Origin of the sequence: Flavobacterium sp. MFBS3-15, from assembly GCF_026107645.2 — a bacterium.
In the GTDB taxonomy this organism is placed as follows: Bacteria; Bacteroidota; Bacteroidia; order Flavobacteriales; family Flavobacteriaceae; genus Flavobacterium.
Genome location: NZ_JAPCHV010000002.1, coordinates 96636 through 121429, shown reverse-complemented (window position 1 = coordinate 121429; position 24794 = coordinate 96636). Strand labels below are relative to the sequence as shown.

Sequence of the window (24794 nt, the reverse complement as noted above, 5' to 3'; positions counted from 1 at the left end):
ATGGTAAAAGATCTTTTTGAAAGGATACAGAAAAATAAAGGCCCGCTTGGAAAATGGGCTTCACAGGCTGAAGGCTATTATGTTTTCCCTAAACTGGAAGGGCCACTATCCAGCAGGATGATGTTCCACGGCAAGGAAGTACTCAACTGGAGCATCAATGATTACCTGGGGCTTGCCAACCACCCTGAAGTACGTAAAGCAGATGCTGAGGCCGCTGCCGAATATGGTGCTGCCTACCCTATGGGCGCAAGGATGATGAGCGGGCACACCACCTTCCACGAGCAACTGGAGCAGGAACTGGCTTCTTTCGTTCAAAAGGAATCGGCTTACCTGCTGAACTTCGGTTACCAGGGAATGGTTTCTACCATTGATGCTTTGGTTTCAAAAAATGATGTGATCGTATATGATGTAGACTCCCACGCTTGTATTATCGACGGCGTTCGCCTCCACATGGGCAAGCGCTTTACCTATAAGCATAACGATGTGGAAAGCCTTGAGAAGAATCTTGAGCGCGCTACCAACATGGCCGAGACTACCGGAGGCGGTATCCTTGTAATTACTGAAGGCGTTTTCGGGATGCGCGGCCAACAGGGCAAACTGAAAGAGATTGTTGCACTTAAACAAAAATACAACTTCAGGCTTTTGGTGGATGATGCCCACGGCTTCGGTACGCTTGGCAAAACAGGCGCCGGCGCCGGTGAAGAACAAGGCTGCCAGGACGGTATCGACGTATACTTTTCGACTTTCGCCAAATCAATGGCCAGCATTGGCGCTTTTGTAGCAGCGGATAAAGACGTGATCGACTTCCTGAAATACAACCTGCGCTCACAGATGTTTGCCAAGTCATTGCCAATGATTCTCGTAAAAGGGGCTTTGAAGCGCCTTGACATGCTGCGCACCATGCCGGAGCTGAAAGACAAGCTTTGGGAAAATGTGAACGCATTGCAGAACGGCCTTAAAGAAAGGGGTTTCAATATTGGCGATACCAACACCTGCGTTACGCCGGTGTACCTGGAAGGCAGCATCCCCGAAGCAATGGTCATGGTAAACGACCTGAGGGAAAATTACAGCATCTTCCTTTCAATAGTAGTGTATCCGGTTATCCCGAAAGGCATTATCCTGTTGAGGATGATCCCTACCGCAACCCACACCCTGGAAGACATCAACCAGACACTTGCGGCCTATGAAGCTATCCGTGAGAAATTACAGAACGGTACGTACAAGCAAATCGCTGCCGCTACAACGGTGGATGTATCTGCGGAGTAAGTTATTCATACAATATTGGAAAAGCTGTCAGGGAAACCGGCAGCTTTTTTTATGGCCCCACCTCAGTTACCTGTAACGCAGCGGCAGACTGCCATTATTTTGGAACGAATTTAAAAAACACCTAACCTTACTGACAAGCATCAACCGACAACTGACAACTGAAAACCGACAACCAATTAATGATACTCCCCAAAAAGCTTCGTAGCTTCATTGTAAGCGCTTTCAAAGCTCATGGCGCGCAAGTTATGGTCGGCTTTTACAGAGGTAAAGTAGGATAGCATTTTCTCGGTCGGCATGTTGCCTGTTAGGTCATCCTTAGCCATCGGGCATCCGCCGAAACCTTGTATCGCACCATCAAAGCGGAGGCACCCGGCTTTATAGGCAGCATCTACCTTTTCGTGCCATTTGTCGGGGGTGGTATGCAAGTGGGCACCGAACTCGATGTCTGGGTATTTCGGAATCAGGTTGGAAAACAGGTACGTTATAACATCGGGTGTTGAACTTCCAACAGTATCGGACAGGGAAAGAATCTTGACACCCATGCGGGCCAGCTTTTCGGTCCACTCCCCTACTATTTGTACATTCCACGGGTCGCCATAAGGGTTGCCAAATCCCATGGACAGGTAAGCCACTACCTCCTTACCCGACTTATCAGCAATATTAAGTATCTCCTGTAAAGTGACTAATGATTCCGCAATGGTTTTGTGGGTATTTCGCATCTGGAAGTTCTCCGAAATGGAAAACGGATAGCCCAAATATTGTATCGGTGCATGCTGAGCGGCATCTTCAGCTCCTTTGGTATTGGCAATAATAGCAAGCAGCTTGCTTTCGGTGGCCGAAAGGTCGAGGTTGGCAAGTACCTCAGCCGTGTCCTGCATTTGCGGAATGGCTTTGGGCGACACGAAGCTGCCGAAATCAATGGTATCAAAACCCACCCGCAGCAGCGACTGGATGTAGCTTATTTTCCTTTCGGCGGGAATGAATGCCTTGATGCCCTGCATGGCATCCCTCGGGCATTCGATAATTTTGACTTTGTCCATAGAAGCCCAAAGATAAAAAAGAATTGGGGTTTACGAAATCGATTTCTTTTAAAAAGTTCCAAAGTCGTAAAGTCATAAAGTTGCAAAGTTTTTTATGTACTTCAGGGCTTTACGACTTTCCAACTTTACGACTTTGAAAGTAAGATTTTCTTACAGATCGCCTTTATCAGCCCCGGCCCCTCATAAATAAAACCGGTATATAACTGCACCAGGCTAGCGCCTGCCTCGAGTTTCTCCATGGCATCATCGGCAGAATGGATACCTCCTACACCTATAATAGGGAAAGCCTTATTGCTTTTCTCGGAGAGGAAGCGTATCACTTCGGTAGAGCGTTTGGCTAAGGGTTTGCCGCTCAGCCCCCCTGCTTCTGCCTTATTTTCAGATAAAAGTCCCTCACGGGAAATGGTGGTATTGGTCGCAATGACCCCGGCTATCTTCGTCACCTTCACAATGTCGATGATATCGAGCAGCTGGTCATCGGTCAGGTCGGGTGCAATTTTCAGGAGAATGGGTTTGGCCTTAGGTTTGCTGTTGTTTCTGTCCTGCAAAGTCTGCAAAAGTTTCGTCAGGGGTTCCTTATCCTGCAGCTCACGAAGGTTGGGTGTATTTGGCGAACTCACATTGACCACAAAGTAATCAACATAGTCATATAAAGTCTCATAGCATATCTCATAATCTCCTACAGCATCATCATTAGAAGTCACCTTATTCTTCCCTATATTTCCCCCTATCAGCACATGGTTTTTCCCTTTCGGATTTTTTTTCAGGCGTTCCACAGCAGCAGCCACTCCCCCATTATTGAACCCCATCCGGTTGATGATGGCGCTGTCCTCCCGCAGGCGGAAAAGGCGCTTTTTGGGGTTGCCTTCCTGGGGTTTTGGCGTAAGCGTACCGATTTCGATAAACCCGAAGCCCAGCCCTGACAGCTCTTTATAGAGCTTGGCATCCTTGTCCAACCCTGCCGCAAGCCCAACCGGATTCTTGAATTTCAATCCGAAAACTTCACGTTCAAGCCGCGGATCTGATACTTCATAAGCCGAACGCAAAGCCGACGGGATTCCGGGGATGTTATTCAGGAAACGTATTGATGAAAATGTGAAGTGGTGTACTTTTTCGGGGTCGAAGCGAAAAAGCAATGGCCTGATGAGTGATTTGTACATAATAGTTGTGTTGTTGCTGCAAATTTATGACTATCCTCCCTTATTATAAAAAGTTTGCCCAATTAGTTTTACAAAGTATAAAACAGGCTGTTAAACATATAGGGTTAGCTACGCTCAAAATACTGCCGTTTAATGAAGTCAATATCTTTTATCGTCTTCTCTGCCCAGTCAATGCGTTTTTCGAGTGTTTCTTCTTCATTTAAACCCCACCCAATACCCGATTGCCTGAGCCTGTGGGTAATATCCTGAATTACAATTGCCGCGGATGATGATATGTTCAGGCTTTCCGTAAAACCTACCATTGGAATTTTAAGAAAACCGTCAGCGTGCTTGAGAACCTCATCGGATAGGCCATCTCTTTCAGTACCAAAGAACAAGGCGGATCGTCGGTTAATGTCAAAATCCTCCAGCAGGCAGGAACCTTCGTGGGGCGATGTAGCAATAATTCGGTAGCCATCGGCCTTTAGCCGGGCAATGCAGGGAGCGACCGAATCGTAGCGGTGTACGTCGACCCACTTTTGAGCACCCAGTGCGATTTCCTTATCTATAGTTTTGCCATACTTTTCTTCGATAACGTGCAAATCCTGGATTCCAAAAACCTCACAGGTACGCATTACGGCACTGGTATTATAAAGCTGGAAAATGTCCTCCACTGCCACGGTAAAATGACGTGTACGGCGCGAAAGCACATCACGGAAACGTTCGGCCCGGCCTTTGGTCATAAATCCTTCGAGGTAATTAAGGTATTCGATATCTGTTGTATTTTTCATAAAGGGCTGATAAGTTAAAAATTCTTCCTATATTTAAAAACCAAACCGGCACTATGACACAAGAAGAATTACTTGAACAAATCTACAAAAAAGATGGGAGGGCGTTTACAACCCTATATGACATGTATTCCAAAAGCCTCTATGGAATTATCTTTAACATACTGAACGACAGAGAAGAAAGTGAAGATGTTTTACAGGAAGTCTTTATAAAAATCTGGAAGAACATCGATTCGTATAACGACACAAAAGGGCGTTTTTTTACCTGGATACTCAATATTGCACGCAATGCCTCCATTGACAGGCTGCGTTCAAAGAGCCATAATAACAGCCTGAAAAACCTGTCCGTTGATAACTTCGTACATATACTTGACCAAAATGGCAGCGCACCCGCAAAGATTGACGCGATAGGCATAAGGGAATTCATCAAAAAGCTAAAACCCAAATGCATCCGTATTATCGACCTGCTTTTCTTTAAAGGCTACACGCAGCAAGAGGCTTCGGAAGAGCTGGAATTGCCCCTTGGAACGGTGAAGACGCAAAACCGAAGCTGCATTAAAGATTTACGAACACTATTACAAGTATAATGGATACAAGGGAATATATAGAATCGGGCATACTGGAACTTTACGTTTTCGGCAGGCTTTCTGATGAGGAAAACCTTGAGGTAATGAAACGCGCCGAAGACAGTCGCGAAATACAGGAAGAGATAGTGTCTATCGAAAAGGCCGTAATAAGCCTGTCATACAGTTTTGCCCCTTACCTTTCAGCAGAGGTTTATGACCGCATACGCCAACAGCTCATCGAAAAGCATGGTGGAGTAGTTGAAATTAAACAGCGACAAGGTATAACGTTATGGATAGGCTGGGCCGCGGCCGTCATACTTATGTTCGGGCTGGCCTACCAATACTACGAATACAATGAGGTAACCAAAGAAGTAGAAGCGGTGACCAAAGAACGTGGAAAATTTGAGCAGATGGTAGCTGAACTCAACGTTAAAAATACGGAAAATGAGAAAGCGCTTGCCGTAATCAGGGATCAGTTCAATACCGTAGTAAAACTCGAAGGACAAGCTGTAGCGCCACAAGCCTATGCCAAGGTATACGTAAACCCTAACAAAAAAGAAATATACGTGGATATTGCCGGATTGCCGGAACCTCCTGCCGGTAAGGTATACCAGGTTTGGGCACTGAAGCTAGACCCACTTACACCGACCAGCATAGGCGTACTTGACAACGCAGCCAACAGCAACGGCATACTTCAGGTAGAGAATTTCGACCAGGCAGAAGCCTTCGGAATCACGCTGGAACCTGCGGGCGGCAGCGTAACCCCTACATTGGAGCAGTTGTATACACTGGGTAAAGTGTAGTCCTGCATTGTATTTTTATTAAGCGTCAGCGATAATATTTTCTTTCCTTTGTCATAAATCATTTATTTAACGAGAAACAAGCACGACAAAATGAAAAAGAAACTAGTAGTATTATCAGGTGCGGGTGTAAGTGCCGAAAGCGGTATCAGAACCTTTCGAGATGCCGACGGATTGTGGGAAGGCCATGACGTAATGGATGTCGCCACACCAGAAGGTTTCCGTAAAAATCCCGCATTAGTACTCGACTTTTACAATCAGCGACGCAGGCAGCTTTTTGAAGTACAGCCCAACAAAGCACATATCATCATTGCCGAACTGGAAAAAGATTTTGAAGTAACAGTCATCACACAGAATGTGGACGACCTGCACGAGCGTGCCGGCAGCACCAACGTGCTGCACCTCCACGGCGAATTGTTAAAAGCTCGGAGTGTAAACAGCTCTGATTTTGTTGAATGGAAGGATGACATCAATCTTGGCGACATGCATACTGATGGCCACCAGCTCCGCCCGCATATCGTATGGTTCGGCGAAGCCGTTCCTGCTATTACCGAAGCAATAATTATTGTTGAGAAAGCAGATTATGTTATTGTTATAGGTACTTCTTTACAGGTATATCCGGCTGCAGGGTTAATGGATTACGCAAGGCCAGATACATCAATCTTTTATGTAGACCCAAACCCTGCGTCTATTCCCTATATGGCCAACCCAGTGCAAGTAATCGCTAAAATTGGCAGCGAAGGCATGGAGATTGTGAGGGAAAAATTGCTGACATAAAAAAGCCACAAATTCCAATAATTTCACCATTAAAATAGTGATAATATTAGTGTTTGTGGCCGGTTGCTTTTTATTAAACCCTATTTAGCTGCATACAAGAACTGCGACAGCCTGCCATCCCTCTCATAAATATCATCATAGAAAGCTACATTGCCATCTTCATCGGCAAGGGCCGTAAAATAAGTCAGGTATACCGGTATTTTCCTTTTCAGGTTAAAGTAGGTTTCCGTGGTTCCATTCATGGCGGCATCAACTTTGCTTTCGCTCCAGCCAGCCTGGTCTTTTGTAATAGCCAAAGCCAATTCACGCGCTTTTTCAACCCTTACGCATCCATGGCTAAACGCCCTGTCATCAGCATTGAAAAGACTTTTAGCAGGCGTATCATGCAAATAAATATTATTAGAGTTAGGGAACATGAATTTCACTTTACCCAGTGAATTCTGTCCTCCGGGCTTTTGCCTTACGCTTTGCCCATTCCACTCCATGTTATGTTTTGCAAGATAATTAGCATCTTTGGCTATTCCCGGCTTGATTTCCTTTTCAAGGATGCTTTTCGGTACATTCCAGTACGGGCTGAAAACAAGATAACTCATCTGCCCGCTGAATACTACGGTTTTGTTAAGCTCCTTACCTACTACAACTTTTGATATAAGGAATGGCTTTCCGTCCTTTACATACCGCATACGATAAGACGGTATATTCACAACTATATATTCCTGCTGCTTGTTGATGGCTGTCGGGACCCAACGGCAACGCTCCATATTTACGGTAATCCTCCTTATGAGTTCAGCAACAGGCACATTAAGTTCCTTTACCATAGCAGGGCCTATTTTACCGTCAAACTCACGGTTATGTTTTTCTTCGTATCGTTTCAATCCTGCTGCAAGATCGCTGTCATATATCGCGCTTTTGGAGTCGCTTTTCAGATAGCCTTCCAATGCAAGACGCTTCCGTATCTGCACTATTGCGGTGGCCGAATCGCCTTCTTTAAGCGACTTTACTCCTTTTTCAAGTGTAATTTCGCCCCAGCCCCCCTTCTTTTCAATCTCACGGTATTTTTGAAGCGCTTTCTTTAATCCAAAGTACATTGCAAATACTTCTGATTTATCACCTTTAATTTTTTGAGGCTCCTTCATCAATGTATCAAGATAGGCAACATAATCCAGTTTTTCCCTTGGCAGGAACCAGCCCGTTTGACGGCTTTTTTCGTCATCAAGGCCATTTAATGTCTTATTGGCATAATACATGTACATTGAACTGATAAGCAATTCCGACTCCATATTAGGTTTTTCGCCCCTTCCTGCATCCTCAAAAATTTCGTCCAGGTTCTTTTTATATGGTATTTTCATTGGCAATCCTTCATCATCTAATTGGTTCACGCGATTATAAAGGACTTCCGCAAATTCGATAAGCCCACGTTTTTCGTGCCATATATAATGGTTGTGCTTTTGGTATAGCTCGCGGATGTCCTTTTCATATTCTTTGTATTGCGGGAATTTAGCAAAGAAAGGGTCAAAACCGGAAGCATCTAAAGGTATATCTGCTCCCTCATGATCATGGACTTCAGTGCTAGCATCAGCTTCAATTTTATCTTTGTCCTTTTTACAGGAGATGTTGGTAAATGTAAACCCAAACAGTAGGGCAATTATAATATGTGCTTTTTTCATGGCTGTTATTCTTTTGATTAAAAGTAATCATTTTAACATTTGACTATCTGCATTTCTTGTCAGATTTAACTAACAATTATGAGCTTACAATGTGTTATCATAATTTTGTGTAAAAGGTTAACGCGCCATCCAATGGTTTATTAACTTTATACTTAAAATGTAAAAATTATGGACAGTTTCAATACCCTTATCAATGGCAAAGAAATGATATTGATCGATTTTTTCGCCACGTGGTGTGGCCCTTGCCAAATGCTCGCACCCATACTTAAAGACGTAAAAGATACACTGGGAGACGAAATAAAAATCTTTAAGGTGGATGTTGATAAAAACCAGGTATTAATGGGCAATCCCCGTTTTCAGGTAAAGGGCGTGCCTACGCTGATGCTATTCCAAAATGGGAAAATGCTTTGGCGACAATCAGGGGTCGTACCTAAAGAAGAAATAATCAGGACTATAAAAAATTTTAAGGACTAAAGAGTTTTTATCTTTTCAAAATCCAATTCCTTAAAATCGCTTATGACCATATCGGCCAGTGAGGTATCCTGCCCCATTGAATGCTCACTTCTATATCCGATGCAGTACACACCGGCGGCTTTTGCAGATTTAATACCATTTGTGCTGTCTTCAATAATGATGCATTCATCTTTCGAGAACCCGGATTGCTTTACAGCTTCAAGGAATATATCGGGATTGGGCTTGGAAAATTCAAAATCCTCACCGCTTATTTTAGCATCAAAGTAGGGATGCAGGCCAAAGCGTGTAAATACAGCCTTAATTTTACGCTTTGAGGCAGACGAAGCCAGTAATAGTTTTATTCCTTTGGCATGAAGTTCAATAATCAGGTCTTTTACACCCGGAATCAACTCAAGGTCAGATGCATTATCAAATGCCTCAAAATAAAATCTATATTTTTCTTCCAGCAGTTCTTCGTGTGTCTTTTCTATTTGGTAAAGGCCTTTCAGTTTCTGGATTATGTTCTTGTCAGAATTGCCGATAAATGTACTGTATATCTCATCAGGCACTGTAATGCCTAAAGCTTTGTACATTTTTTGGTTGGCACTATAACCAATGGGTTCGGTATTCACTACTACCCCATCCATATCAAATATTACGGCTTTTCTCATAATCAGTTTTGGTTAGGCGTTTAGTGGCATCTATGCACGGAATTATTTAATATCTCTTATTTTACTGTAGTCCAATTCATTAAAATGGCTAATGATCATATCCGCTTCAGCCAGTTCCTGCAGTATGGCATTTTCGCTTTTATAGCCGATGCAGAAGATGCCGGCAGCTTTGGCAGCTTTAATGCCATTGGTGCTGTCCTCGATTATGATGCATTCATCCTTTGGTGTTCGGGAAAGCTCAGCAGCTTTTTCGAAAATGGCGGGGTGAGGTTTTGATTTTGGGAAATCCTCTCCGCTAACGATGTGAGAGAAGTAAGGGTACAGGCCAAACCGCGTAAAAACCCTGTTGATTGTAACTTTAGCAGATGATGACGCTAAAACCAGTTGCATGCCATTACTATGAAGGTCAACGATTAGATTTTTTACACCTGGCAATAGGTCAAGATCCTCCTTTTGGTCAAAAGCGTTATTAAAAAGTTCCCTCTTATAATCTACCAGACCATCCACTTCATCAAGCAACTGAAAGGTTTCTTTCAGTTTTTGATAAACATTTTTGGTAGAATTACCTGTAAAGGAACCATACATTTCATCAGAAACTTCAATATTAAGGTGCTTAAAATGCTGGTTGTAGGCAAAATAATGAACTGGCTCGGTATCAACGATCACGCCGTCCATATCAAATATTACGGTTTTTATCATAGCTATATCTAAAGTTGCAAAAATACGCTATGATACTGTAACAATAAAACAGCAGAACTTAAGATATTGTTATTTTATGCTGCTTTACACACTTCAGCACAATCACGGCATGCCTCGGCACAGGCCCTGCAATGGTCGTGGTGTGCAGCAAATTTTTCACACTCTTCAGCGCAGGCAGTACATATTTCTGAGCAAAGCTGCATGATTTTATGAGAATATGCCGAATCTCGTTGCTCCATTTTTATACATAATGCGCATATATCAGCACAATCCCTACATAATGCAATGCACTGCAGGTGGCTGGCTTCAACCATTTTAATACATTCGGAAGCACACAATTCACAAGCGGCAAAGCAAGCCAGGCAGGCATCAATCATATTAGATTTTTTCATGATAGTAAATTAAATTAATACTTACAAAGTTACCTATCATTAGCCCTCCTGACTTCTAAAAGCCTGTTAAACGTTTCAGCATAAAAATATAATGTGACGGGCCATTAAACCTTTTCCTTTACCTTTAGTCCTATAAACAAAAGCATTGCAGTTGCAGGACGAAAAGGCATTTATAGCAGAATTGCTCAACCCAAAAACGCAGAACGCAGCGTTCAGGCAGCTTGTATCACAATACAGCAGGCCACTATATAGCCATATCCGTAATATTGTACTGGATCACGATGATACCGACGACGTACTGCAAAATACATTCATCAAGGTTTTCCGTAACCTGGAAAGCTTTAAGGGCGAAAGCAAACTGTTCTCCTGGATTTACAGGATTGCGACCAATGAAGCGATAACATTCATTGGTTCCAAAACAAAGAAGAACAATATAAGCAATGAAGAGCTGCAACAGAAAGCAATAAATAACCTGCAGGCCGACGAATATTTTGAAGGCGATGCCCTCCAGGTAAAGCTCCAGCAGGCTGTTGCAACACTGCCTGAGAAACAGCAGCTTGTTTTTAAAATGAAATATTTTGAGGATTTGAAATATGACGACATTTCTGAAATACTGGGCACATCAGTAGGTGCTTTGAAGGCTTCCTACCACCATGCCGTAAAAAAAATTGAAGATTATATCAATACCCATTAAACCATCTACAAAAAAATACGTCTTATAGATATGAGCGACTTCAGATTAGATAATGAACATAAGATAACTTCAGGATTTAAAGCCCCTGATTCCTATTTTGAAAGCTTTACCGATAGGCTGATGGAACAGCTTCCTGAACATGAAGAGCCCAGGGTAATACCGCTGTACAAAAGAAAACCGGTATGGATGTCAATGGCAGCTTCGTTTGTAATCCTTTTGGCAACAGGCATTTTCCTGACTACCAATACCAGCATAAACGATATTGCCCAGCCTGATAATGCAGCTATTGAACATTATCTTGTATATCAGGCCAATATCAACTCATATGACCTGATGCAAAATCTTAATACACAGGATCTCGCCGAAATGGAACAGTCTATCCCGGTGAGCAATGAGGCAATTGAAGAATACCTTTACGATGAAACCATAGACTTAAACGAATAGCCATGAATATGAAAATAAAGATGTTACTGCCACTGTTGCTATTATTTTCTGTAAGCCTCTTTGCACAGGGAGACAAGGATAAAAAAGAAAAAAGGGAACAAATAAAAGCGCTCAAGGTGTCTTTCCTGACAACTGAGTTAAAACTTACTGCAGATGAGTCAGAAAAGTTTTGGCCGGTGTATAACGCATACGAAGAAAAGCAATACAAGATACGTCATGACAAAATGCGCCAAATCATTAAAAAAATCGATGAAGTCGGTACTGATAAAATGTCTGATAAGGATGCGTTGTCCTACCTGAACCAACTCGAGGACGCTGATGAAGAACTCTTTAATCTGCGTAAAAAGCTGGTAGCCGACCTGAAACCCATAATTGGCCCTGCCAGAATATTAAAGCTGAAAAAAGCAGAAGATGATTTTAATAAAAAACTTCTCCATAAGTACAAGGAGAATAAGAAAGGTTGATTGATGATTGAAAGGAGCTTAGGCTCCTTTTTTATTGGATGCTTTTGATCGCGTACGGATTCACTTGTTGCAGGATTTAGTATTCTATTTATATAAATTACTTGAGCCTAAGCCTTACCACTTTCTTCTGCCCGGCAAGGATAACTGTTTTATTATCAATGAACCTTAACGTATGATAGATTCTTTCATCCAGTATTTTTTTCCAGGAGGCACCACGGTCATACGAATACCATATCCCTGAAGGCCCCGCTGTCATCAGCTCATCGCCATTGCTTCCGGGCACGAATTGAACGCAGGAGGCATAACCAAAGCCCTTCCCGTCAGCAATTGTTTCCCATGTTTTGCCTCCATTTTCGGTAAGTATTTTATTCCCTGTATTGCCATCAGGCTTTTCATAGTTTCCTCCTACTGCAAAGCCAATGTTCTCATCGTAAAAATCTCCAGAATATATACCGTCAGCCCCACCGCCCTGAACGATAGGCGTATCATATACATTCCAACTTTTGCCTTTATCTTCCGAATGGAATACCCGCGATTTTTTACCCCCCGACACAATCCACGTATCATTGCCCTTTATGATAAGGTTTGTATTGCTGGCTGCAAAAGCCGCCTCGCCCTCTGCAACTTTTGGCAGACTGGCACACTCCGTTTTTATCCATGTGTTGCCTCCATCTGAAGTCGTAATAACTGAAAGGCACTCATCTGTTGGATCGCCCATCGCGATACCCTCTTTATCATTGTAAAACTGCATGCTGTCATAAAAAACCTTCTCACCTTTTTCTGAATATACTTCCTTACTTGTTTTTCCATCTTTGGAAATCTTGTACAACATGGCTGGGGTGCCAACGTTAAGTATGAAAATATCATTTTTCGTCTGTGCAATGGCCCTGAACTCCGGGAATAATGTGTCTTTTGCAATAACACCGTTGAAATCCTTTCCGCCGTTAAGCGATACCCAACCATACTTCCCCATGCTACCTGCATACCATACTTTATCCCCATCGATAGCTATGGCACGAATGCTTATCTCATCGCTAAGCAATGTATCAGCTTCTACTTTGGCAAATGATGGTTTATAATCTTTCTTTTCGTCTTTTTTACAGGAAAACAGGATGCCGGCAAGCAAGAGTATTATGAGGCTTTTTTTCATGATTTGTATTTCTAATAGCTAAGATAATAATTTAGCAACGATAGCTGCGTTAAAGGATTTTATATATTTACCAAAAGTATTACGATGAAACTCCTTGCTTTTTTTGCCCTTACCTTGTTCTCGCTGCCTTGTATAGCACAAACGGCAACAATAAAATTCATGCCCGGGATTGGAGAGGAACCCAATGGCTACCGTACGGAGTTTGCGCTATCCGTAAATGGCAAACCATTAAAAATTAAGGATAGCCTTCCGCAAAAGATACACCTTGCTAAAAAAGGTTTTGACCGTTGCACTGCCATTATCGGGAAGGACACACTGCATTTTTTAGCAAAATTCAGGAAGGATGAAAAATATATCGTTCAGCCCGGATGCTGCTGTTCCTTTTTTATCCTTAAGCCGGAAAACAACCCTCAACGCGGTACAGTGAGCTTTACAAACAACACAAAAGAAAGCCTGTTGCTTATTGCCGGCGAAGCCAATATTGAAGAAGTAGCACCCGATGAAACCAAGACAGAATTTACGTATGAGTCGGCGATGTGTACGTTCAAGCCCTGCTCGATAGTCATTGCCAAAACGGCTTATAACGACCCGAAGTACGATTATGATGGTAACGGAAAAGATTATGATACGCTGTGGGCCGAACAGGAAAAGTATATTGTAGATGGTGTGTGGTTCCACTTTATGCATGGCGAAAAGATAACCGCGGAACTTAACGAAGCCACCGGAAAAATAACACTGAAACCCGATGGATACCTTAGCCGGAGAGAACATCAAAAATTTTATACCGAATGAAACACGTATTACTCGAAGATATCAAACGCCTGAAAGCCATGGCCGATACCGGCCTGCTGTACGCTGATAACCAGTTTGACAAAGAACGGTACAATGAACTTATTGCAATGAGCCATCGCTTGCTGGCTACAGTAAGCGGCAACGACGAGGAAACCATAAAAGCCCTTTTTCTGCCTGTTACTGAATACCCTACGGTAAAAACGGATGTAAGGGCACTGGTGCTTTCGGAAGATAAAAAGAAGGTATTGCTGGCACGTGAGAGTGTCGATGGCAAGTGGACACTGCCCGGTGGCTGGGCCGACATTGGGGAAACACCCAAAGAGGCTACAGAAAAAGAAGTCCGTGAGGAGACCGGATTGATTGTAGAGGCTAAAAAATTACTGGCTGTTTTTGACAAACGCAAGCACCCACACCCTCCCCAGCCCTACTATATTTACAAGCTCGTATTTTATTGCGAGGTAGTATCAGGAGAACTGCAAAGCGGTTTTGATATGCTCGATGCCGGTTTTTTTGATATAGATATGCTGCCTGAACTATCACAGGACCGAATACTTGAAAGCCAGATAAAACTGTTACACAGAAAAGCAAAAGATAATGACTTTGAAGCCTATTTCGATTAGCTACAGCAATTTAAATATCTCTGTCTTTTCCGTCGAACATATAAATCCATATCATTCGGGAGATCCTGAAATTAAATGTACTAAGCAAAATCGACATGATGGCTATCATAACGATAACGCCTACAATACTATCCAGGAAAAACCAGGTCAACCCTAAAGTAATAATCATTTCCGCTACAGTCAGGGCATAGCTTACATACATTGACCCGAAGAAATAACCGGGTTCTTTCTCAAATTTATGATGGCATACCGGACAGTGTTCATTCATCCTCGGCATCTGAAACAATAGCGGATTGCCTTTTTTACTGAATACTTTTCCTTTTCCACATTTCGGACATTTTTCTGTAATGATACCTGCTAAAGCTGACATATTGTTTTTTTGACAAATTTACTTCATATAAGTGCATTCCTGCAATAGATTATTTACGCAGAAATTTGTACTTTTCGGACATTCAACACCAATACGATATTAAAAATGAAACAACCTAAAGTTCTCCGTATTGAAGAATTTGATGACAACCATGCATCAGAAGAATTTTACGCAAATACATTGGAGAACCATCTTGAGACCCGGCATAAAGACATTGCCCACCCCCACTCGCACGATTTTTACCTGGCCATCCTTTTTACCAAAGGTTCGGGAACACACGAGATTGATTTTAAGGAGTATGAAGCAAAGCCCGGTGCGCTGTTTTTCCTGAATCCGGGGCAAACACACCATTGGGAACTTTCTGAAGATACCGAAGGCTATATTTTTTTCCACTCACAGGCTTTTTACGACCTCCACTATACCCACAACTTACTGGGACGCTTTCCGTTCTATTTCAGCATGCACCAGCTGCCTGTTATATATACCGAAAGGGCGCAATTGGATATATTAACGCAATTATTCCAAAATATACTAAGTGAATATAACTCCGGCTTCCTGCTGAAAAAAGAGGCGCTGCTTTCCCTGTCAGGCCTCGTTTACATAACCGCCACCCGACTATATCCCGAGTATGAAGACGAAACGTTTATAACACAAAACAACTATTACGGAAAGTTTCGTGGATTTGAAGCATTGGTAGAGCAATTTTACCGTGATACCAAATCGCCATCGTCGTATGCATCAATGATGTACATAACGCCCCGCCATCTGAACCGAATCGCGCAGTCGGTTGTAGGTAAGTCGGCATTGGATGTAATTCAGGACCGGATACTGCTCGAAGCCAAGAAAATGCTGGTAATGCATAAAACGAGTTTCAGCGAAATTGCAATAACACTGGGATTTGCAGATTATGCTTATTTTTCACGGCTATTTAAAAAGAAGGTAGGTCAAACACCCTCTGAATTTTTGGAACGGTATGGTAAGCGGTAGTATTTTGTGCTCTTACTTGCATAATAATTAATGAAATTCATAGCTTAACGAATAGCACAACGCCCGAAAATATAGTAAATTTGCCGCTCTATAAATCCTTATCACTTCGGCCTGCTATGCATAAAGACAAAAAAAAATGGTTTGCTTCCTGGTTTGATACGCCCTACTATCACATTTTATATAAAGACCGGGACTATGAAGAAGCCCAGCTCTTTATGGACAACCTGACCAATTACCTGAACCTGCCGGATGATGCCAAGATACTGGACCTTGCCTGTGGTAAGGGCCGCCATTCGGTTTACCTGAACAAGCTTGGCTACGATGTAACCGGTGCCGACCTTTCTGAGAACAGCATCGAGGAAGCCTCTAAGGAAAGCAACGAAAAGCTCCACTTTATGGTACACGACATGCGGGAGCCGTTCGACCAGAAGTTCGATGCGATATTCAACCTGTTTACAAGCTTCGGTTATTTTGAAGACGATGCCGATAACATGAAGACCCTTAAGGCAATGTGTGCGAGCCTAAATGAATATGGATTTGGCGTAATAGACTTTATGAACGTGAATTACGTCATCAATAACCTTGTCGCTGAAGAAGTAAAGACTGTGGATGGGATTGACTTCCACATAAAACGCTATGTGAAAGACGGCCACATAGTAAAGGAAATAAACTTTGAAGCCTGCGGGGAGCAACTTCATTTTACCGAGAGCGTGCAGGCCCTTACTCTTGAAGACTTTGAGAAGATGATGGAAGAGGCGGGCATATACCTGCTGGACATTTTTGGTGACTACAAGCTGCGCAAGTTCTTTAAGAACGAATCGGAGCGATTAATTATGATCTTTAAATAGCCATGATATATTTACTACCCTTACTATCGGTCATACTGGGTTATGGCATGGCCCTTATCCTGAAGCCGAGCAACAAAAAAAGCCTGAAGCTCCTGCTGGCCTTCAGTGGTGCATTCCTGCTTTCCCTAACCGTAATGCACCTTTTGCCTGAAGTGTACGAAAGTTCGCTGCACGGACACGAAGGCCACGACCATGGCCATGAGCACGGGCACAACCACATCATTGGCATTTATATTATGGCGGGGATTGTATTCCAGATCATACTTGAATATTTTTCAAAAGGTGCCGAGCATGGCCATGTGCACTCATCCCCGCACGATCATGACCACGGCCACTCGCATTCTATGCCCTGGCTGCTGTTCATCAGCCTTTGCATACATGCATTGCTCGAGGGCATGCCGGTAAGCCATCATCACGATCTGGCGTGGGGAATTGCCATACACCACTTCCCCATCGCGATCATACTGACAGCTTTCTTTATAAATTCAGGACTCAACAAAACAGCCATATTCCTGTTCATGATCGCCTTTGCAGCCATGACGCCACTGGGCACATTGGCTTCAGGGCAACTGCATTTCATCAGCCATTATTATACCGAAATATCAGCCATAGTGGTTGGGATATTGTTTCACATATCATCTACCATCATCTTCGAGAGCAGCGAGGGGCACAAATTCAACCTTGCCAAGCTGCTGGTCATCATACTTGGGGTAGTTATGGCTTATTTTCTTTAATTTTACCTAAAAAAACCATGCCTTTTACCCGCACAACAGAACAAACCTCCAAATATGAGCATCTTGAAAAAATGCCTGTAGGCGAGCTGCTTGCCAACATCAATAATGAAGACAAGACTGTTCCCCTCGCTGTAGAAAAGGCGCTTCCGCAGATAGAAAGGCTGGTTGAAAAAACCGTACAGCAGCTGAAAGCAGGCGGACGCTTATTTTACATAGGTGCAGGAACCAGCGGAAGGCTTGGTATTGTAGATGCATCGGAATGCCCGCCAACATTCGGGGTGCCTTTCGATTTGGTGATAGGAATCATTGCAGGCGGCGATACTGCCATTCGCAAAGCTGTTGAATTTGCCGAAGACGATGACGAACAGGGGTGGGCCGACCTTGAGGTATGGAACATCAATGAGAATGATATTGTAGTAGGCATCGCGGCATCGGGCACAACGCCTTATGTCATTGGTGCACTGGAAAAATGCAACCTCAATAACATACCTACAGGCTGCATAACCTGCAACGCCGGAAGCCCGCTGGCTGCCCTGGCCAATTATCCTGTAGAAGTAGTTGTGGGGCCGGAATTCGTTACCGGAAGCTCGCGCATGAAAGCCGGAACTGCACAGAAACTGGTACTCAACATGATATCGACCGCTACCATGATTCAGATGGGCCGCGTAAAAGGGAACAAAATGGTTGATATGCAGCTGAGCAATCACAAGCTTGTCGGGCGTGGTGTCCAGATGATCATGGATGAGCTTGGCATACCGCAGGAAGAAGCAGCCGCATTGCTGGAGGAACATCAAAACGTAAGAAAAGCCATTGAAGCCTATGCCAACCGATAAAAAGATACTGATGAGGGGATTGCGCTACCTGAGTGGGGCACTGCCATTGCTTTTTTTGGGCCCGGTCGTGATACACAACTCGTTCATGAATAAGGAGCACCCGTTCTTTAAAATGGTGCTGGGAGTCGGCATAACATTTTGTGTAATAGCAATCTTACTTATGTTTAAAGGAATACGTACCATAATGAAAAGCCTTGTTGACTGATGAAAAAATTAGCATACCTACTATTCGCAGGCTTATTGCTTACAGCCTGCTACCAGCAGGAGCGCAACTGTGCCGACTTTAAAACCGGGAAATTCCGCGCCGAATTTGAGGTAGACGGCAAAAAGCACGTCTCTGAATTTGAGCGCACTGAAAACCTTGAAATCGAAACTGTTAACGGCAAGGTCGATTCTACGGCAATCCGTTGGGTGAATGAATGCGAGTACATCGGCACAAAGGTCAACCCAAAAAACATGCAGGAACAAAAGGCCGTGCAGATAAAAATCCTTACCACAAAGGACGATTCCTATACTTTTGAGTTTTCGCTTGTAGGCGACACGCAAAAACAAAAGGGTATTGTTACGAGGGTTGAATGATTGGGCGAAAAGATTAGATAGTAATAACGGAATTGACTTGTTTAAGTTAAGCTTCTTCTAAAAAATCCAGGTCGAAAAAATAGTCGCCAGTGGCATTATCGTAGTAAATATAAACCTCTTTCTGCATGTACAGCTTTATTTCGAGCACTTTCCTGTCGATGGAAAAGCCGTTGCTCTTAAACTTTTTGCCTTTATGCGAGCATTCCAGCCAGGTTGTTTCCGTCACCACATATTTTTCGACGTTCGCACGGTCGTACAGGTAGTTGTGCGCCTGTTTACGCATTGATTTCGAAGCCGGTACGCTCCTGCTGTTAATGTAGGAGGTTGGTATTGCAATCTTTTTGCCGCTGGAAACGACCCGGTTCCGATAAGCATCATCCTTTGCCCTTTGCTGCCTGTCGCGATATTTCTTGTGCAGGTGCAATATTCCTCCCACCGCCAGTATCACGATGAGTAGCGGGAAAGGTACGTGAGCGTATAATGATGATATCGTATGCATTATGCGGCTATTTTACAGGTTCAAACTTCAGTTCTTTTTTTGAAAGCGGCCCAATTTCCACCCTGAACTTTTTATACTTCAGGAGATCGGGCTGCAGTCTGCTCGCAATTATTACCGGCTTCAGCCCAAACGGCTCCTTCTCAAAAGTCACCTTAAAGTCGAACATCCCGAAAAAGTCTTTGCGCATCTCAAGAGGCAGTCCCTCGACTTTTTTTACGCTAACTATACCAATTTTCTTTTTATTGCGCTTCATGTCGAGCCATAATTTATACGGCGCGAAATACACGAACACGCCAATATAGATTACAGCTACGGGAAGGACAAAAAACAATAAATACATCTTAAAAATGTAGTCACTGTGCCGACTTCCTGAAACTATCGGCATCACATACAAAAATACCAACGCGCCAAATACATACATCGCCCCCTTACCAAACCTGCGCATCATGAAGCTGTAGCTGTCTTTAAGGACCTGGATGTCGTGTGAGGTGAGCGGGGCCTCTGTAATAGTCATGTCAACCGGTGAATCCTTTAGCTTCCTTAATTCCTCGTTTACTATTTCTTTAATGATTCCAGTACCTATCACATTTGCCCCTTCAACAAATATAAACTCCATGCCTTCTTCCAATCTCCCTGCAAAGTATGGCACGGAAATAATTTTTATCTGAGCGTCAACAGTCTCTCCCGGATACACCTTTTCTATATCTATAAAAGTCTGTATCCCGCAAGTGTACATTCCATCAAAAGGAAACTTGATATCAGGACGGTAACCAGAGCATGCAGGAGTTTCACGCCCACCTTCTTCAGGAGTTTTGTAATAGAGGGTTGCGATAAAATCTAGTGGCAGACGATTCATTGCGACAATTTCTAAAATTTACTCAACAAATCATCTTCACTATCCGGCTTATCATAAGCATCTGCTTCGGTTATATGCCCATCCTGCTCGCTGATACGGGTCAGTTTCCTGCCTTGCCTAAAGACCATCTGCAATCCATGTTCCTGCTCCCAGTCGCATTCGCAGGCAACCATGATGTAAATGTCCTCATCCCTCCTATGCCTCCTTGACACATAAACTTCACGCGGAAAAACGTACTGCCAAATATCCTTTTCACTCTTAATTTGCCTTAAATGATCATCGCCTTCATCAAATTCCACCGCCTCCAAAAAATCCATGCAGTTTTTATAAACATGCGTAGAAATACTATCCCTGTATTCAATATCAAGGCTAAAGAAATTACGCAGCGCCTCGTCCGCTTCGGGAACAAATTTCGCGTCATGCTCCGGTACAAGATCCATAAAAATTACAGGCAAAGCTTTATCTTCAAAAAAAGGAACTGCAACAGGCCGGCTATGCCACCAGTCTTCAAAGTTGTTGTCCTGTGTTAGTTCTCCGAGTATTTGGGAATGAATGTTCATATTCTATGCGTTATAGCTGTTTCAAATATAATCAATTCCTAAAACCCTATCCTATTGATAATGCCCGTACTGATATTGCTGTGCAACCGAAAGGTCAAAATGCGTTTGGATAAGGCTATCCAACTGATTGACATAAATCAATACACCTTTTTTATATTCTTCACGCTTATCCTTTTTAAGCCTCCCATACTGGCTGTATTTCTCGGTTGACATTTCCTCCAGTCCATCGGCAATTTTCTGCTTTAGCATCTGGAGGTATAAACTTTTCTGTTTACCAATCGGATATTTCTTTTCAAAAGCATAAGGATAAGTTTTATAATTGTTTATGGCATATTCCGCATAAGCTGCAATGGCAGTCCGTTGAAAGGAAAAATATATACCACAATCATAATCCAATTCACAGTTAATAGCATTAATCCGTGAAAATATCGCCACTGTTTTTTTCCGCAATTCAGCATAGGTTTCAATGCCATTCCTTTTTTGGATGAAATGAGCATAGAGATAATGGAATTTTTGATCTGATGCAACTTTATATTCAGCGTTTGATTTATCGGCCGCAATCTTTTCCTTTAGATAAATTTCCTGGGCTACTCTAGGCGCGGAGATGTAGTTAGGATTCAGTTTATTGAACCATTTTTTAAAGCCTTCATACGCCTCTTTATCATAATAAGTACCCCGATCATTGTTATAGACTACTTTCACCAGCTTAGAAGAATCCACCACTGTTTCAGGCCGAATACCAGCCAGGGAATCTGTTACACCAACCGGCTTTTCAGGCGTTTCCTTATTCGATTTAGCACAGCTAACGCAAAGTATCAGCAGGATCAATGAAAGTATTCGCATCGGTAAAGGATTGGTGGTTACGTTAATGCTAAACGAAATTTTAAATTGTTCAGTATTCAAATATAGATTAATGGCAGGAAAAATCTGCACTTATCCGCAAAAATCGGTAGCCTGCCCCGCAACAGGCGGGATCACCCGCATCCCTTTTTACTTCTCATTCCCTTAACAAAAATCTCCCCCAAAACCCGTATCTTTACCCATTCAATTTTTGCCATGATAAAGACCGATCTTTCGACATTAGAGCCTAAGAAAAACATACTCATTAAAGGCGCGCAACTGCACAACCTCAAGAATTTGGATGTGGCCATTCCGCGCAACAAGCTGGTGGTGGTTACCGGGCTTTCGGGCTCCGGGAAATCGAGCCTTGCCTTTGATACCCTTTACGCCGAAGGCCAGCGCCGCTACGTGGAGAGCCTTTCGTCCTACGCGCGCCAGTTCCTCGGCCGCCTCGATAAGCCCAAGGTGGAATACATCAAGGGCATTGCCCCCGCCATCGCCATCGAGCAGAAGGTGAACACCACCAATGCCCGCTCGACCGTGGGCACCAGCACCGAGATCTACGACTACCTCAAGCTGCTTTTTGCCCGCGTGGGCCGCACCTACTCCCCTGTTTCGGGGCGCGAGGTGAGGAAGCATACCGTGACCGACATCATCAACGAAGTAAAAACCTTTGAGCCGGACAGCCGCTGGCTGCTGCTCGCGCCCGTACATACCGAAAAAGGCCGCACCATCGACGAGAAGCTGGGCGTACTCCTGCAACAGGGTTTTGCCCGTGTTCTGGTCGATAATGAGACCCTTCGCCTCGACGAGCTTGCCGGCGCCGACCTTGCCAACAAGGAAGTCCTGTTGGTGGTCGACCGTATCGTGGTAAAGGACGAGGAGGAATTTTACAATCGCCTTGCCGATGCCGTGCAGACCGCTTTTTACGAAGGCAAGGGCGAAGCGTACCTTCAGGATGTGGCAACGGGCAACCGGTTGGTTTACAGCAATAATTTCGAACTGGACGGCCTCACTTTCCCCGAGCCGAACGTGCACCTGTTCAGCTTCAATAACCCCTATGGCGCGTGCCCGAGCTGCGAAGGCTACGGCAGCATCATCGGCATCGATGAGGAACTGGTAGTGCCCAATACCGCCCTTTCCGTTTACGAAAACGCCATTTTCCCGTGGCGCGGCGAGAGCATGGGCTGGTACCGCGACCAGTTGGTGAACAACAGCCACAAGTTCGATTTCCCCGTGCACAAGCCGTATTTCCAGCTATCGGAAAGCGACAGGCAGTTGGTGTGGAACGGTAACAAATACTTTACGGGACTGAATGATTTCTTTGCCGAACTGGAAGAAAAGAATTACAAGATACAAAACCGCGTAATGCTGTCGCGCTACCGCGGCAAGACCAAATGCCCCGACTGTAAAGGCAAGCGCCTGAGGCCGGAAGCGAATTATATCAAGGTCGGGGGCCGCACGATAAGCGACCTGGTTGACCTGCCGATAAAGAACCTTGCCGAGTTTTTCAGCGGGTTGGAGCTTAACGAATACGATACCACGGTAGCCAAACGCCTGTTGGTCGAGATTAAAAGCCGCCTGAGCTTTTTGCAGGAGGTCGGACTCAGCTACCTAACGCTCAACCGCCGTTCCAACACGCTTTCGGGCGGGGAGTCGCAGCGCATCAACCTGGCGACATCGCTGGGCAGCAGCCTGGTAGGGTCGATGTACATTCTCGACGAACCGAGCATCGGCCTGCATCCCAAAGATACCGAAAGGCTCATCCACGTGCTGGAAGGCCTGCGCAACCTGGGCAACACCGTTATCGTGGTGGAGCATGATGAAGACATCATGAAGGCCGCCGACATGATCATCGACATCGGCCCCGAAGCGGGTTCGTTCGGAGGTGAGTTGGTGGCACAGGGCACTTATGATGAGATACTTAAATCCGACTCGCTTACCGCGAAATACCTCAACGGCGACCTTGAGATTACCGTCCCAAAAAAACGCCGCAAGTTCAAGAACCATATCGACGTGATCGGTGCACGGGAGAACAACCTGCAAAACATCGACGTGACGTTCCCGCTGGACTGCCTTACCGTGATCACGGGCGTTTCGGGCAGCGGCAAGAGTACGCTCGTCAAGAAAATACTGTTCCCCGCACTGCAGAAAAAGCTGGAAGGCGTGGGCGAAAAGGCCGGACAGTTCACCGAATTACAGGGCAGCTACAGCCACATAAAGCACATTGAGTACGTGGACCAGAACCCGATTGGGCGCAGTTCGCGTTCCAACCCGGTGACGTACATCAAGGCGTATGACGATATCCGCGACCTATTTGCGAAGCAGAAACTGTCGCAAAACCGCGGCTACCAGAGCAAGCATTTCTCCTTTAATGTGGACGGCGGTCGCTGCGACACCTGTAAAGGCGAGGGCGAAGTGACCATCGAGATGCAGTTCATGGCCGATGTGCACCTCGAGTGCGAGGCCTGCAACGGCAAGCGTTTCAAGAAAGAGATACTCGAAATTACCTACGAAGGCAAGAACATCGACGATGTGCTGACCATGACCGTGGACGATGCCGTGGCATTCTTCAGTGAGCACAAGCAGGCCAAGATCATGACCAAACTGCAGCCGTTACAGGATGTCGGCCTGGGCTATGTGCAGTTGGGGCAGTCCTCCTCTACCCTTTCGGGTGGCGAGGCGCAGCGCATCAAGCTGGCGTCGTTCCTCGTAAAGGGTGCGACCAAAGACAAGGTGCTTTTTGTTTTCGACGAACCTACCACTGGGCTTCATTTCCATGACATCCGCAAGCTGCTGGCCTCCTTTGAAGCACTGCTCGACAAAGGGCATTCCATTATCGTGATCGAGCACAACCTCGACCTCATCAAGTGCGCCGACTACATCATCGACATCGGCCCCGAAGGCGGCGAGAACGGCGGGCATTTAGTGGCGTTCGGTACACCGGAAGAAGTGGCGAAGAATAGTAAGAGTGTTACTGGGGAGTATTTGCTTTCTAAACTGTAAAACTATAAAACGACATGATACTATTAGGTTGGGTTCCATTCCTGTTGTATTATTTTTATTGGCTTCGGAAAAAGAAGCCCTATAAAAGGAGTAGCAAGTAGTTTTTGGCAGTATGCCTTTTTGATAGCGCGAGCGTCACACTCATGCCTAGTTTAGCAATTGCTACCTGCACGAGCTGGAAGCTCGCGCTGGCGTGGGGATTTCATCTCCACTATGCCAAATAATGTAAAAATAAAATTATACAAATCATAGGTATTTTA

Annotated in this window: 30 protein-coding genes; 17 read left to right on the top strand and 13 right to left on the bottom strand. The window is 44.4% G+C overall.

Translation table 11 applies throughout. The features are described 5' to 3' along the window. Positions 1 to 1266 (top strand): cysteate-C-fatty acyltransferase, encoded by a 1266-nt coding sequence (locus OGH69_RS02515; RefSeq protein ID WP_265172862.1) that lies wholly within the window; start codon positions 1 to 3, stop codon positions 1264 to 1266. A 176-nt stretch (positions 1267 to 1442) separates the two neighbouring features. Here the strand turns inward: OGH69_RS02515 and OGH69_RS02510 are convergent, their stop codons facing one another. The 3 genes from OGH69_RS02510 to OGH69_RS02500 form a co-directional block, all read right to left on the bottom strand. Then, positions 1443 to 2306 (bottom strand): hydroxymethylglutaryl-CoA lyase, encoded by an 864-nt coding sequence (locus tag OGH69_RS02510; RefSeq protein ID WP_265172861.1) that lies wholly within the window; start codon positions 2304 to 2306, stop codon positions 1443 to 1445. A gap of 125 nt (positions 2307 to 2431) precedes the next feature. Then, positions 2432 to 3466, bottom strand: coding sequence for a quinone-dependent dihydroorotate dehydrogenase (locus OGH69_RS02505; protein WP_265172860.1), 1035 nt, complete (start codon positions 3464 to 3466; stop codon positions 2432 to 2434). A 104-nt stretch (positions 3467 to 3570) separates the two neighbouring features. Further along, positions 3571 to 4236 (bottom strand): TrmH family RNA methyltransferase, encoded by a 666-nt coding sequence (locus OGH69_RS02500; protein WP_265172859.1) that lies wholly within the window; start codon positions 4234 to 4236, stop codon positions 3571 to 3573. Between the two features lie 53 nt (positions 4237 to 4289). Here OGH69_RS02500 and OGH69_RS02495 point away from each other — a divergent pair, with 53 nt between their 5' ends. The 3 genes from OGH69_RS02495 (at position 4290) to OGH69_RS02485 (ending at position 6376) form a co-directional block, all read left to right on the top strand. Beyond that, positions 4290 to 4820: an RNA polymerase sigma factor gene (locus OGH69_RS02495; protein WP_265172858.1), complete on the top strand. Its 531-nt coding sequence runs from the start codon at positions 4290 to 4292 to the stop codon at positions 4818 to 4820. Further along, positions 4820 to 5602 (top strand): anti-sigma factor, encoded by a 783-nt coding sequence (locus OGH69_RS02490; RefSeq protein ID WP_265172857.1) that lies wholly within the window; start codon positions 4820 to 4822, stop codon positions 5600 to 5602. The genes OGH69_RS02495 and OGH69_RS02490 overlap by 1 nt, the downstream gene beginning before the upstream one ends. 90 nt (positions 5603 to 5692) lie before the next feature. Further along, positions 5693 to 6376, top strand: coding sequence for an SIR2 family NAD-dependent protein deacylase (locus tag OGH69_RS02485; protein WP_265172856.1), 684 nt, complete (start codon positions 5693 to 5695; stop codon positions 6374 to 6376). A gap of 80 nt (positions 6377 to 6456) precedes the next feature. Here the strand turns inward: OGH69_RS02485 and OGH69_RS02480 are convergent, their stop codons facing one another. Next, entirely contained in the window at positions 6457 to 8043 is a 1587-nt protein-coding gene (locus OGH69_RS02480) for a L,D-transpeptidase family protein (RefSeq protein WP_265172855.1), read from the bottom strand. Positions 8044 to 8211: 168 nt separating this feature from the next. On the opposite strand from OGH69_RS02480, the gene trxA reads away from it, so the two are divergent. Beyond that, positions 8212 to 8517, top strand: coding sequence for a thioredoxin (trxA, locus tag OGH69_RS02475; protein ID WP_265172854.1), 306 nt, complete (start codon positions 8212 to 8214; stop codon positions 8515 to 8517). Here the strand turns inward: trxA and OGH69_RS02470 are convergent. From OGH69_RS02470 to OGH69_RS02460, 3 genes are all read right to left on the bottom strand, one after another. Continuing rightward, positions 8514 to 9167, bottom strand: a complete 654-nt coding sequence (locus OGH69_RS02470; RefSeq protein WP_265172853.1) for an HAD family hydrolase — start codon at positions 9165 to 9167, stop codon at positions 8514 to 8516. The two genes, trxA and OGH69_RS02470, sit on opposite strands and share 4 nt — an antisense overlap. 42 nt (positions 9168 to 9209) lie before the next feature. Beyond that, on the bottom strand, positions 9210 to 9866 hold the full coding sequence (locus tag OGH69_RS02465) for an HAD family hydrolase (protein ID WP_265172852.1): 657 nt from the start codon (positions 9864 to 9866) through the stop codon (positions 9210 to 9212). A gap of 74 nt (positions 9867 to 9940) precedes the next feature. After that, positions 9941 to 10258, bottom strand: a complete 318-nt coding sequence (locus tag OGH69_RS02460; RefSeq protein WP_265172851.1) for a four-helix bundle copper-binding protein — start codon at positions 10256 to 10258, stop codon at positions 9941 to 9943. A 151-nt stretch (positions 10259 to 10409) separates the two neighbouring features. On the opposite strand from OGH69_RS02460, the gene OGH69_RS02455 reads away from it, so the two are divergent. The 3 genes from OGH69_RS02455 to OGH69_RS02445 are packed head-to-tail and all read left to right on the top strand — an operon-like array spanning position 10410 to position 11860. Beyond that, positions 10410 to 10952: an RNA polymerase sigma factor gene (locus tag OGH69_RS02455; RefSeq protein WP_265172850.1), complete on the top strand. Its 543-nt coding sequence runs from the start codon at positions 10410 to 10412 to the stop codon at positions 10950 to 10952. A gap of 30 nt (positions 10953 to 10982) precedes the next feature. Beyond that, complete coding sequence (locus OGH69_RS02450) at positions 10983 to 11396, top strand: hypothetical protein (protein ID WP_265172849.1); 414 nt, start codon at positions 10983 to 10985, stop codon at positions 11394 to 11396. Between the two features lie 2 nt (positions 11397 to 11398). Continuing rightward, the gene (locus OGH69_RS02445; RefSeq protein WP_306354341.1) at positions 11399 to 11860 is read left to right on the top strand and encodes a sensor of ECF-type sigma factor; all 462 of its coding nucleotides are present in this window, start codon (positions 11399 to 11401) and stop codon (positions 11858 to 11860) included. Positions 11861 to 11957: 97 nt separating this feature from the next. Here OGH69_RS02445 and OGH69_RS02440 read toward each other — a convergent pair whose 3' ends face one another. After that, positions 11958 to 13010 (bottom strand): WD40/YVTN/BNR-like repeat-containing protein, encoded by a 1053-nt coding sequence (locus OGH69_RS02440; protein WP_265172848.1) that lies wholly within the window; start codon positions 13008 to 13010, stop codon positions 11958 to 11960. Between the two features lie 84 nt (positions 13011 to 13094). Between OGH69_RS02440 and OGH69_RS02435 the strand changes: the two genes are divergently transcribed. Together OGH69_RS02435 and OGH69_RS02430 are read left to right on the top strand one after the other, a co-directional pair. Further along, positions 13095 to 13802, top strand: a complete 708-nt coding sequence (locus OGH69_RS02435; RefSeq protein ID WP_265172847.1) for a hypothetical protein — start codon at positions 13095 to 13097, stop codon at positions 13800 to 13802. After that, entirely contained in the window at positions 13799 to 14422 is a 624-nt protein-coding gene (locus OGH69_RS02430; protein ID WP_265172846.1) for an NUDIX hydrolase, read from the top strand. The genes OGH69_RS02435 and OGH69_RS02430 overlap by 4 nt, the downstream gene beginning before the upstream one ends. A 10-nt stretch (positions 14423 to 14432) precedes the next feature. On the opposite strand, the gene OGH69_RS02425 is transcribed toward OGH69_RS02430, so the two are convergent. Then, a complete protein-coding gene (locus OGH69_RS02425; RefSeq protein WP_265172845.1) occupies positions 14433 to 14792 on the bottom strand; it encodes a DUF983 domain-containing protein in 360 nt (119 codons plus the stop codon). Positions 14793 to 14897: 105 nt separating this feature from the next. Between OGH69_RS02425 and OGH69_RS02420 the strand changes: the two genes are divergently transcribed. From OGH69_RS02420 to OGH69_RS02395, 6 genes are all read left to right on the top strand, one after another. Next, positions 14898 to 15779 carry an AraC family transcriptional regulator gene (locus OGH69_RS02420; protein ID WP_265172844.1) on the top strand — a complete coding sequence of 294 codons (882 nt, stop codon included), beginning with the start codon at positions 14898 to 14900 and terminating at the stop codon, positions 15777 to 15779. A gap of 116 nt (positions 15780 to 15895) precedes the next feature. Beyond that, positions 15896 to 16627: a class I SAM-dependent methyltransferase gene (locus OGH69_RS02415; RefSeq protein WP_265172843.1), complete on the top strand. Its 732-nt coding sequence runs from the start codon at positions 15896 to 15898 to the stop codon at positions 16625 to 16627. Between the two features lie 2 nt (positions 16628 to 16629). Next, positions 16630 to 17361 (top strand): ZIP family metal transporter, encoded by a 732-nt coding sequence (locus tag OGH69_RS02410; RefSeq protein WP_265172842.1) that lies wholly within the window; start codon positions 16630 to 16632, stop codon positions 17359 to 17361. Between the two features lie 17 nt (positions 17362 to 17378). Next, entirely contained in the window at positions 17379 to 18194 is an 816-nt protein-coding gene (gene murQ / locus OGH69_RS02405; RefSeq protein WP_265172841.1) for an N-acetylmuramic acid 6-phosphate etherase, read from the top strand. After that, the gene (locus OGH69_RS02400; protein ID WP_265172840.1) at positions 18181 to 18399 is read left to right on the top strand and encodes a DUF6095 family protein; all 219 of its coding nucleotides are present in this window, start codon (positions 18181 to 18183) and stop codon (positions 18397 to 18399) included. The genes murQ and OGH69_RS02400 overlap by 14 nt, the downstream gene beginning before the upstream one ends. Next, entirely contained in the window at positions 18399 to 18773 is a 375-nt protein-coding gene (locus OGH69_RS02395) for a DNA topoisomerase IV (protein ID WP_265172839.1), read from the top strand. Before OGH69_RS02400 ends, OGH69_RS02395 begins: the two co-directional genes overlap by 1 nt. A 46-nt stretch (positions 18774 to 18819) precedes the next feature. Here the strand turns inward: OGH69_RS02395 and OGH69_RS02390 are convergent, their stop codons facing one another. Genes OGH69_RS02390 through OGH69_RS02375 form a run of 4 tightly spaced genes read right to left on the bottom strand, consistent with a single transcriptional unit; the run spans position 18820 to position 21531 of the window. Further along, positions 18820 to 19272 (bottom strand): hypothetical protein, encoded by a 453-nt coding sequence (locus OGH69_RS02390; protein WP_265172838.1) that lies wholly within the window; start codon positions 19270 to 19272, stop codon positions 18820 to 18822. A 7-nt stretch (positions 19273 to 19279) separates the two neighbouring features. Then, positions 19280 to 20128 (bottom strand): hypothetical protein, encoded by an 849-nt coding sequence (locus tag OGH69_RS02385; RefSeq protein ID WP_265172837.1) that lies wholly within the window; start codon positions 20126 to 20128, stop codon positions 19280 to 19282. 11 nt (positions 20129 to 20139) lie between these two features. Further along, positions 20140 to 20688, bottom strand: a complete 549-nt coding sequence (locus OGH69_RS02380; protein ID WP_265172836.1) for a DUF6985 domain-containing protein — start codon at positions 20686 to 20688, stop codon at positions 20140 to 20142. A gap of 51 nt (positions 20689 to 20739) precedes the next feature. Further along, the gene (locus tag OGH69_RS02375; RefSeq protein WP_265172835.1) at positions 20740 to 21531 is read right to left on the bottom strand and encodes a hypothetical protein; all 792 of its coding nucleotides are present in this window, start codon (positions 21529 to 21531) and stop codon (positions 20740 to 20742) included. Between the two features lie 213 nt (positions 21532 to 21744). Between OGH69_RS02375 and uvrA the strand changes: the two genes are divergently transcribed. Next, positions 21745 to 24534 (top strand): excinuclease ABC subunit UvrA, encoded by a 2790-nt coding sequence (gene uvrA / locus OGH69_RS02370; protein ID WP_265172834.1) that lies wholly within the window; start codon positions 21745 to 21747, stop codon positions 24532 to 24534. The last annotated feature ends 260 nt before the right edge of the window (positions 24535 to 24794 follow it).

Coding starts and splice junctions, on each gene's coding strand:
- OGH69_RS02515 (WP_265172862.1), top strand. CDS start 1: ATGGTAAAAGATCTTTTTGAAAGGATACAGAAAAATAAAGGCCCGCTT.
- OGH69_RS02510 (WP_265172861.1), bottom strand. CDS start 2,306: ATGGACAAAGTCAAAATTATCGAATGCCCGAGGGATGCCATGCAGGGC.
- OGH69_RS02505 (WP_265172860.1), bottom strand. CDS start 3,466: ATGTACAAATCACTCATCAGGCCATTGCTTTTTCGCTTCGACCCCGAA.
- OGH69_RS02500 (WP_265172859.1), bottom strand. CDS start 4,236: ATGAAAAATACAACAGATATCGAATACCTTAATTACCTCGAAGGATTT.
- OGH69_RS02495 (WP_265172858.1), top strand. CDS start 4,290: ATGACACAAGAAGAATTACTTGAACAAATCTACAAAAAAGATGGGAGG.
- OGH69_RS02490 (WP_265172857.1), top strand. CDS start 4,820: ATGGATACAAGGGAATATATAGAATCGGGCATACTGGAACTTTACGTT.
- OGH69_RS02485 (WP_265172856.1), top strand. CDS start 5,693: ATGAAAAAGAAACTAGTAGTATTATCAGGTGCGGGTGTAAGTGCCGAA.
- OGH69_RS02480 (WP_265172855.1), bottom strand. CDS start 8,043: ATGAAAAAAGCACATATTATAATTGCCCTACTGTTTGGGTTTACATTT.
- trxA (WP_265172854.1), top strand. CDS start 8,212: ATGGACAGTTTCAATACCCTTATCAATGGCAAAGAAATGATATTGATC.
- OGH69_RS02470 (WP_265172853.1), bottom strand. CDS start 9,167: ATGAGAAAAGCCGTAATATTTGATATGGATGGGGTAGTAGTGAATACC.
- OGH69_RS02465 (WP_265172852.1), bottom strand. CDS start 9,866: ATGATAAAAACCGTAATATTTGATATGGACGGCGTGATCGTTGATACC.
- OGH69_RS02460 (WP_265172851.1), bottom strand. CDS start 10,258: ATGAAAAAATCTAATATGATTGATGCCTGCCTGGCTTGCTTTGCCGCT.
- OGH69_RS02450 (WP_265172849.1), top strand. CDS start 10,983: ATGAGCGACTTCAGATTAGATAATGAACATAAGATAACTTCAGGATTT.
- OGH69_RS02445 (WP_306354341.1), top strand. CDS start 11,399: ATGAATATGAAAATAAAGATGTTACTGCCACTGTTGCTATTATTTTCT.
- OGH69_RS02440 (WP_265172848.1), bottom strand. CDS start 13,010: ATGAAAAAAAGCCTCATAATACTCTTGCTTGCCGGCATCCTGTTTTCC.
- OGH69_RS02435 (WP_265172847.1), top strand. CDS start 13,095: ATGAAACTCCTTGCTTTTTTTGCCCTTACCTTGTTCTCGCTGCCTTGT.
- OGH69_RS02430 (WP_265172846.1), top strand. CDS start 13,799: ATGAAACACGTATTACTCGAAGATATCAAACGCCTGAAAGCCATGGCC.
- OGH69_RS02425 (WP_265172845.1), bottom strand. CDS start 14,792: ATGTCAGCTTTAGCAGGTATCATTACAGAAAAATGTCCGAAATGTGGA.
- OGH69_RS02420 (WP_265172844.1), top strand. CDS start 14,898: ATGAAACAACCTAAAGTTCTCCGTATTGAAGAATTTGATGACAACCAT.
- OGH69_RS02415 (WP_265172843.1), top strand. CDS start 15,896: ATGCATAAAGACAAAAAAAAATGGTTTGCTTCCTGGTTTGATACGCCC.
- OGH69_RS02410 (WP_265172842.1), top strand. CDS start 16,630: ATGATATATTTACTACCCTTACTATCGGTCATACTGGGTTATGGCATG.
- murQ (WP_265172841.1), top strand. CDS start 17,379: ATGCCTTTTACCCGCACAACAGAACAAACCTCCAAATATGAGCATCTT.
- OGH69_RS02400 (WP_265172840.1), top strand. CDS start 18,181: ATGCCAACCGATAAAAAGATACTGATGAGGGGATTGCGCTACCTGAGT.
- OGH69_RS02395 (WP_265172839.1), top strand. CDS start 18,399: ATGAAAAAATTAGCATACCTACTATTCGCAGGCTTATTGCTTACAGCC.
- OGH69_RS02390 (WP_265172838.1), bottom strand. CDS start 19,272: ATGCATACGATATCATCATTATACGCTCACGTACCTTTCCCGCTACTC.
- OGH69_RS02385 (WP_265172837.1), bottom strand. CDS start 20,128: ATGAATCGTCTGCCACTAGATTTTATCGCAACCCTCTATTACAAAACT.
- OGH69_RS02380 (WP_265172836.1), bottom strand. CDS start 20,688: ATGAACATTCATTCCCAAATACTCGGAGAACTAACACAGGACAACAAC.
- OGH69_RS02375 (WP_265172835.1), bottom strand. CDS start 21,531: ATGCGAATACTTTCATTGATCCTGCTGATACTTTGCGTTAGCTGTGCT.
- uvrA (WP_265172834.1), top strand. CDS start 21,745: ATGATAAAGACCGATCTTTCGACATTAGAGCCTAAGAAAAACATACTC.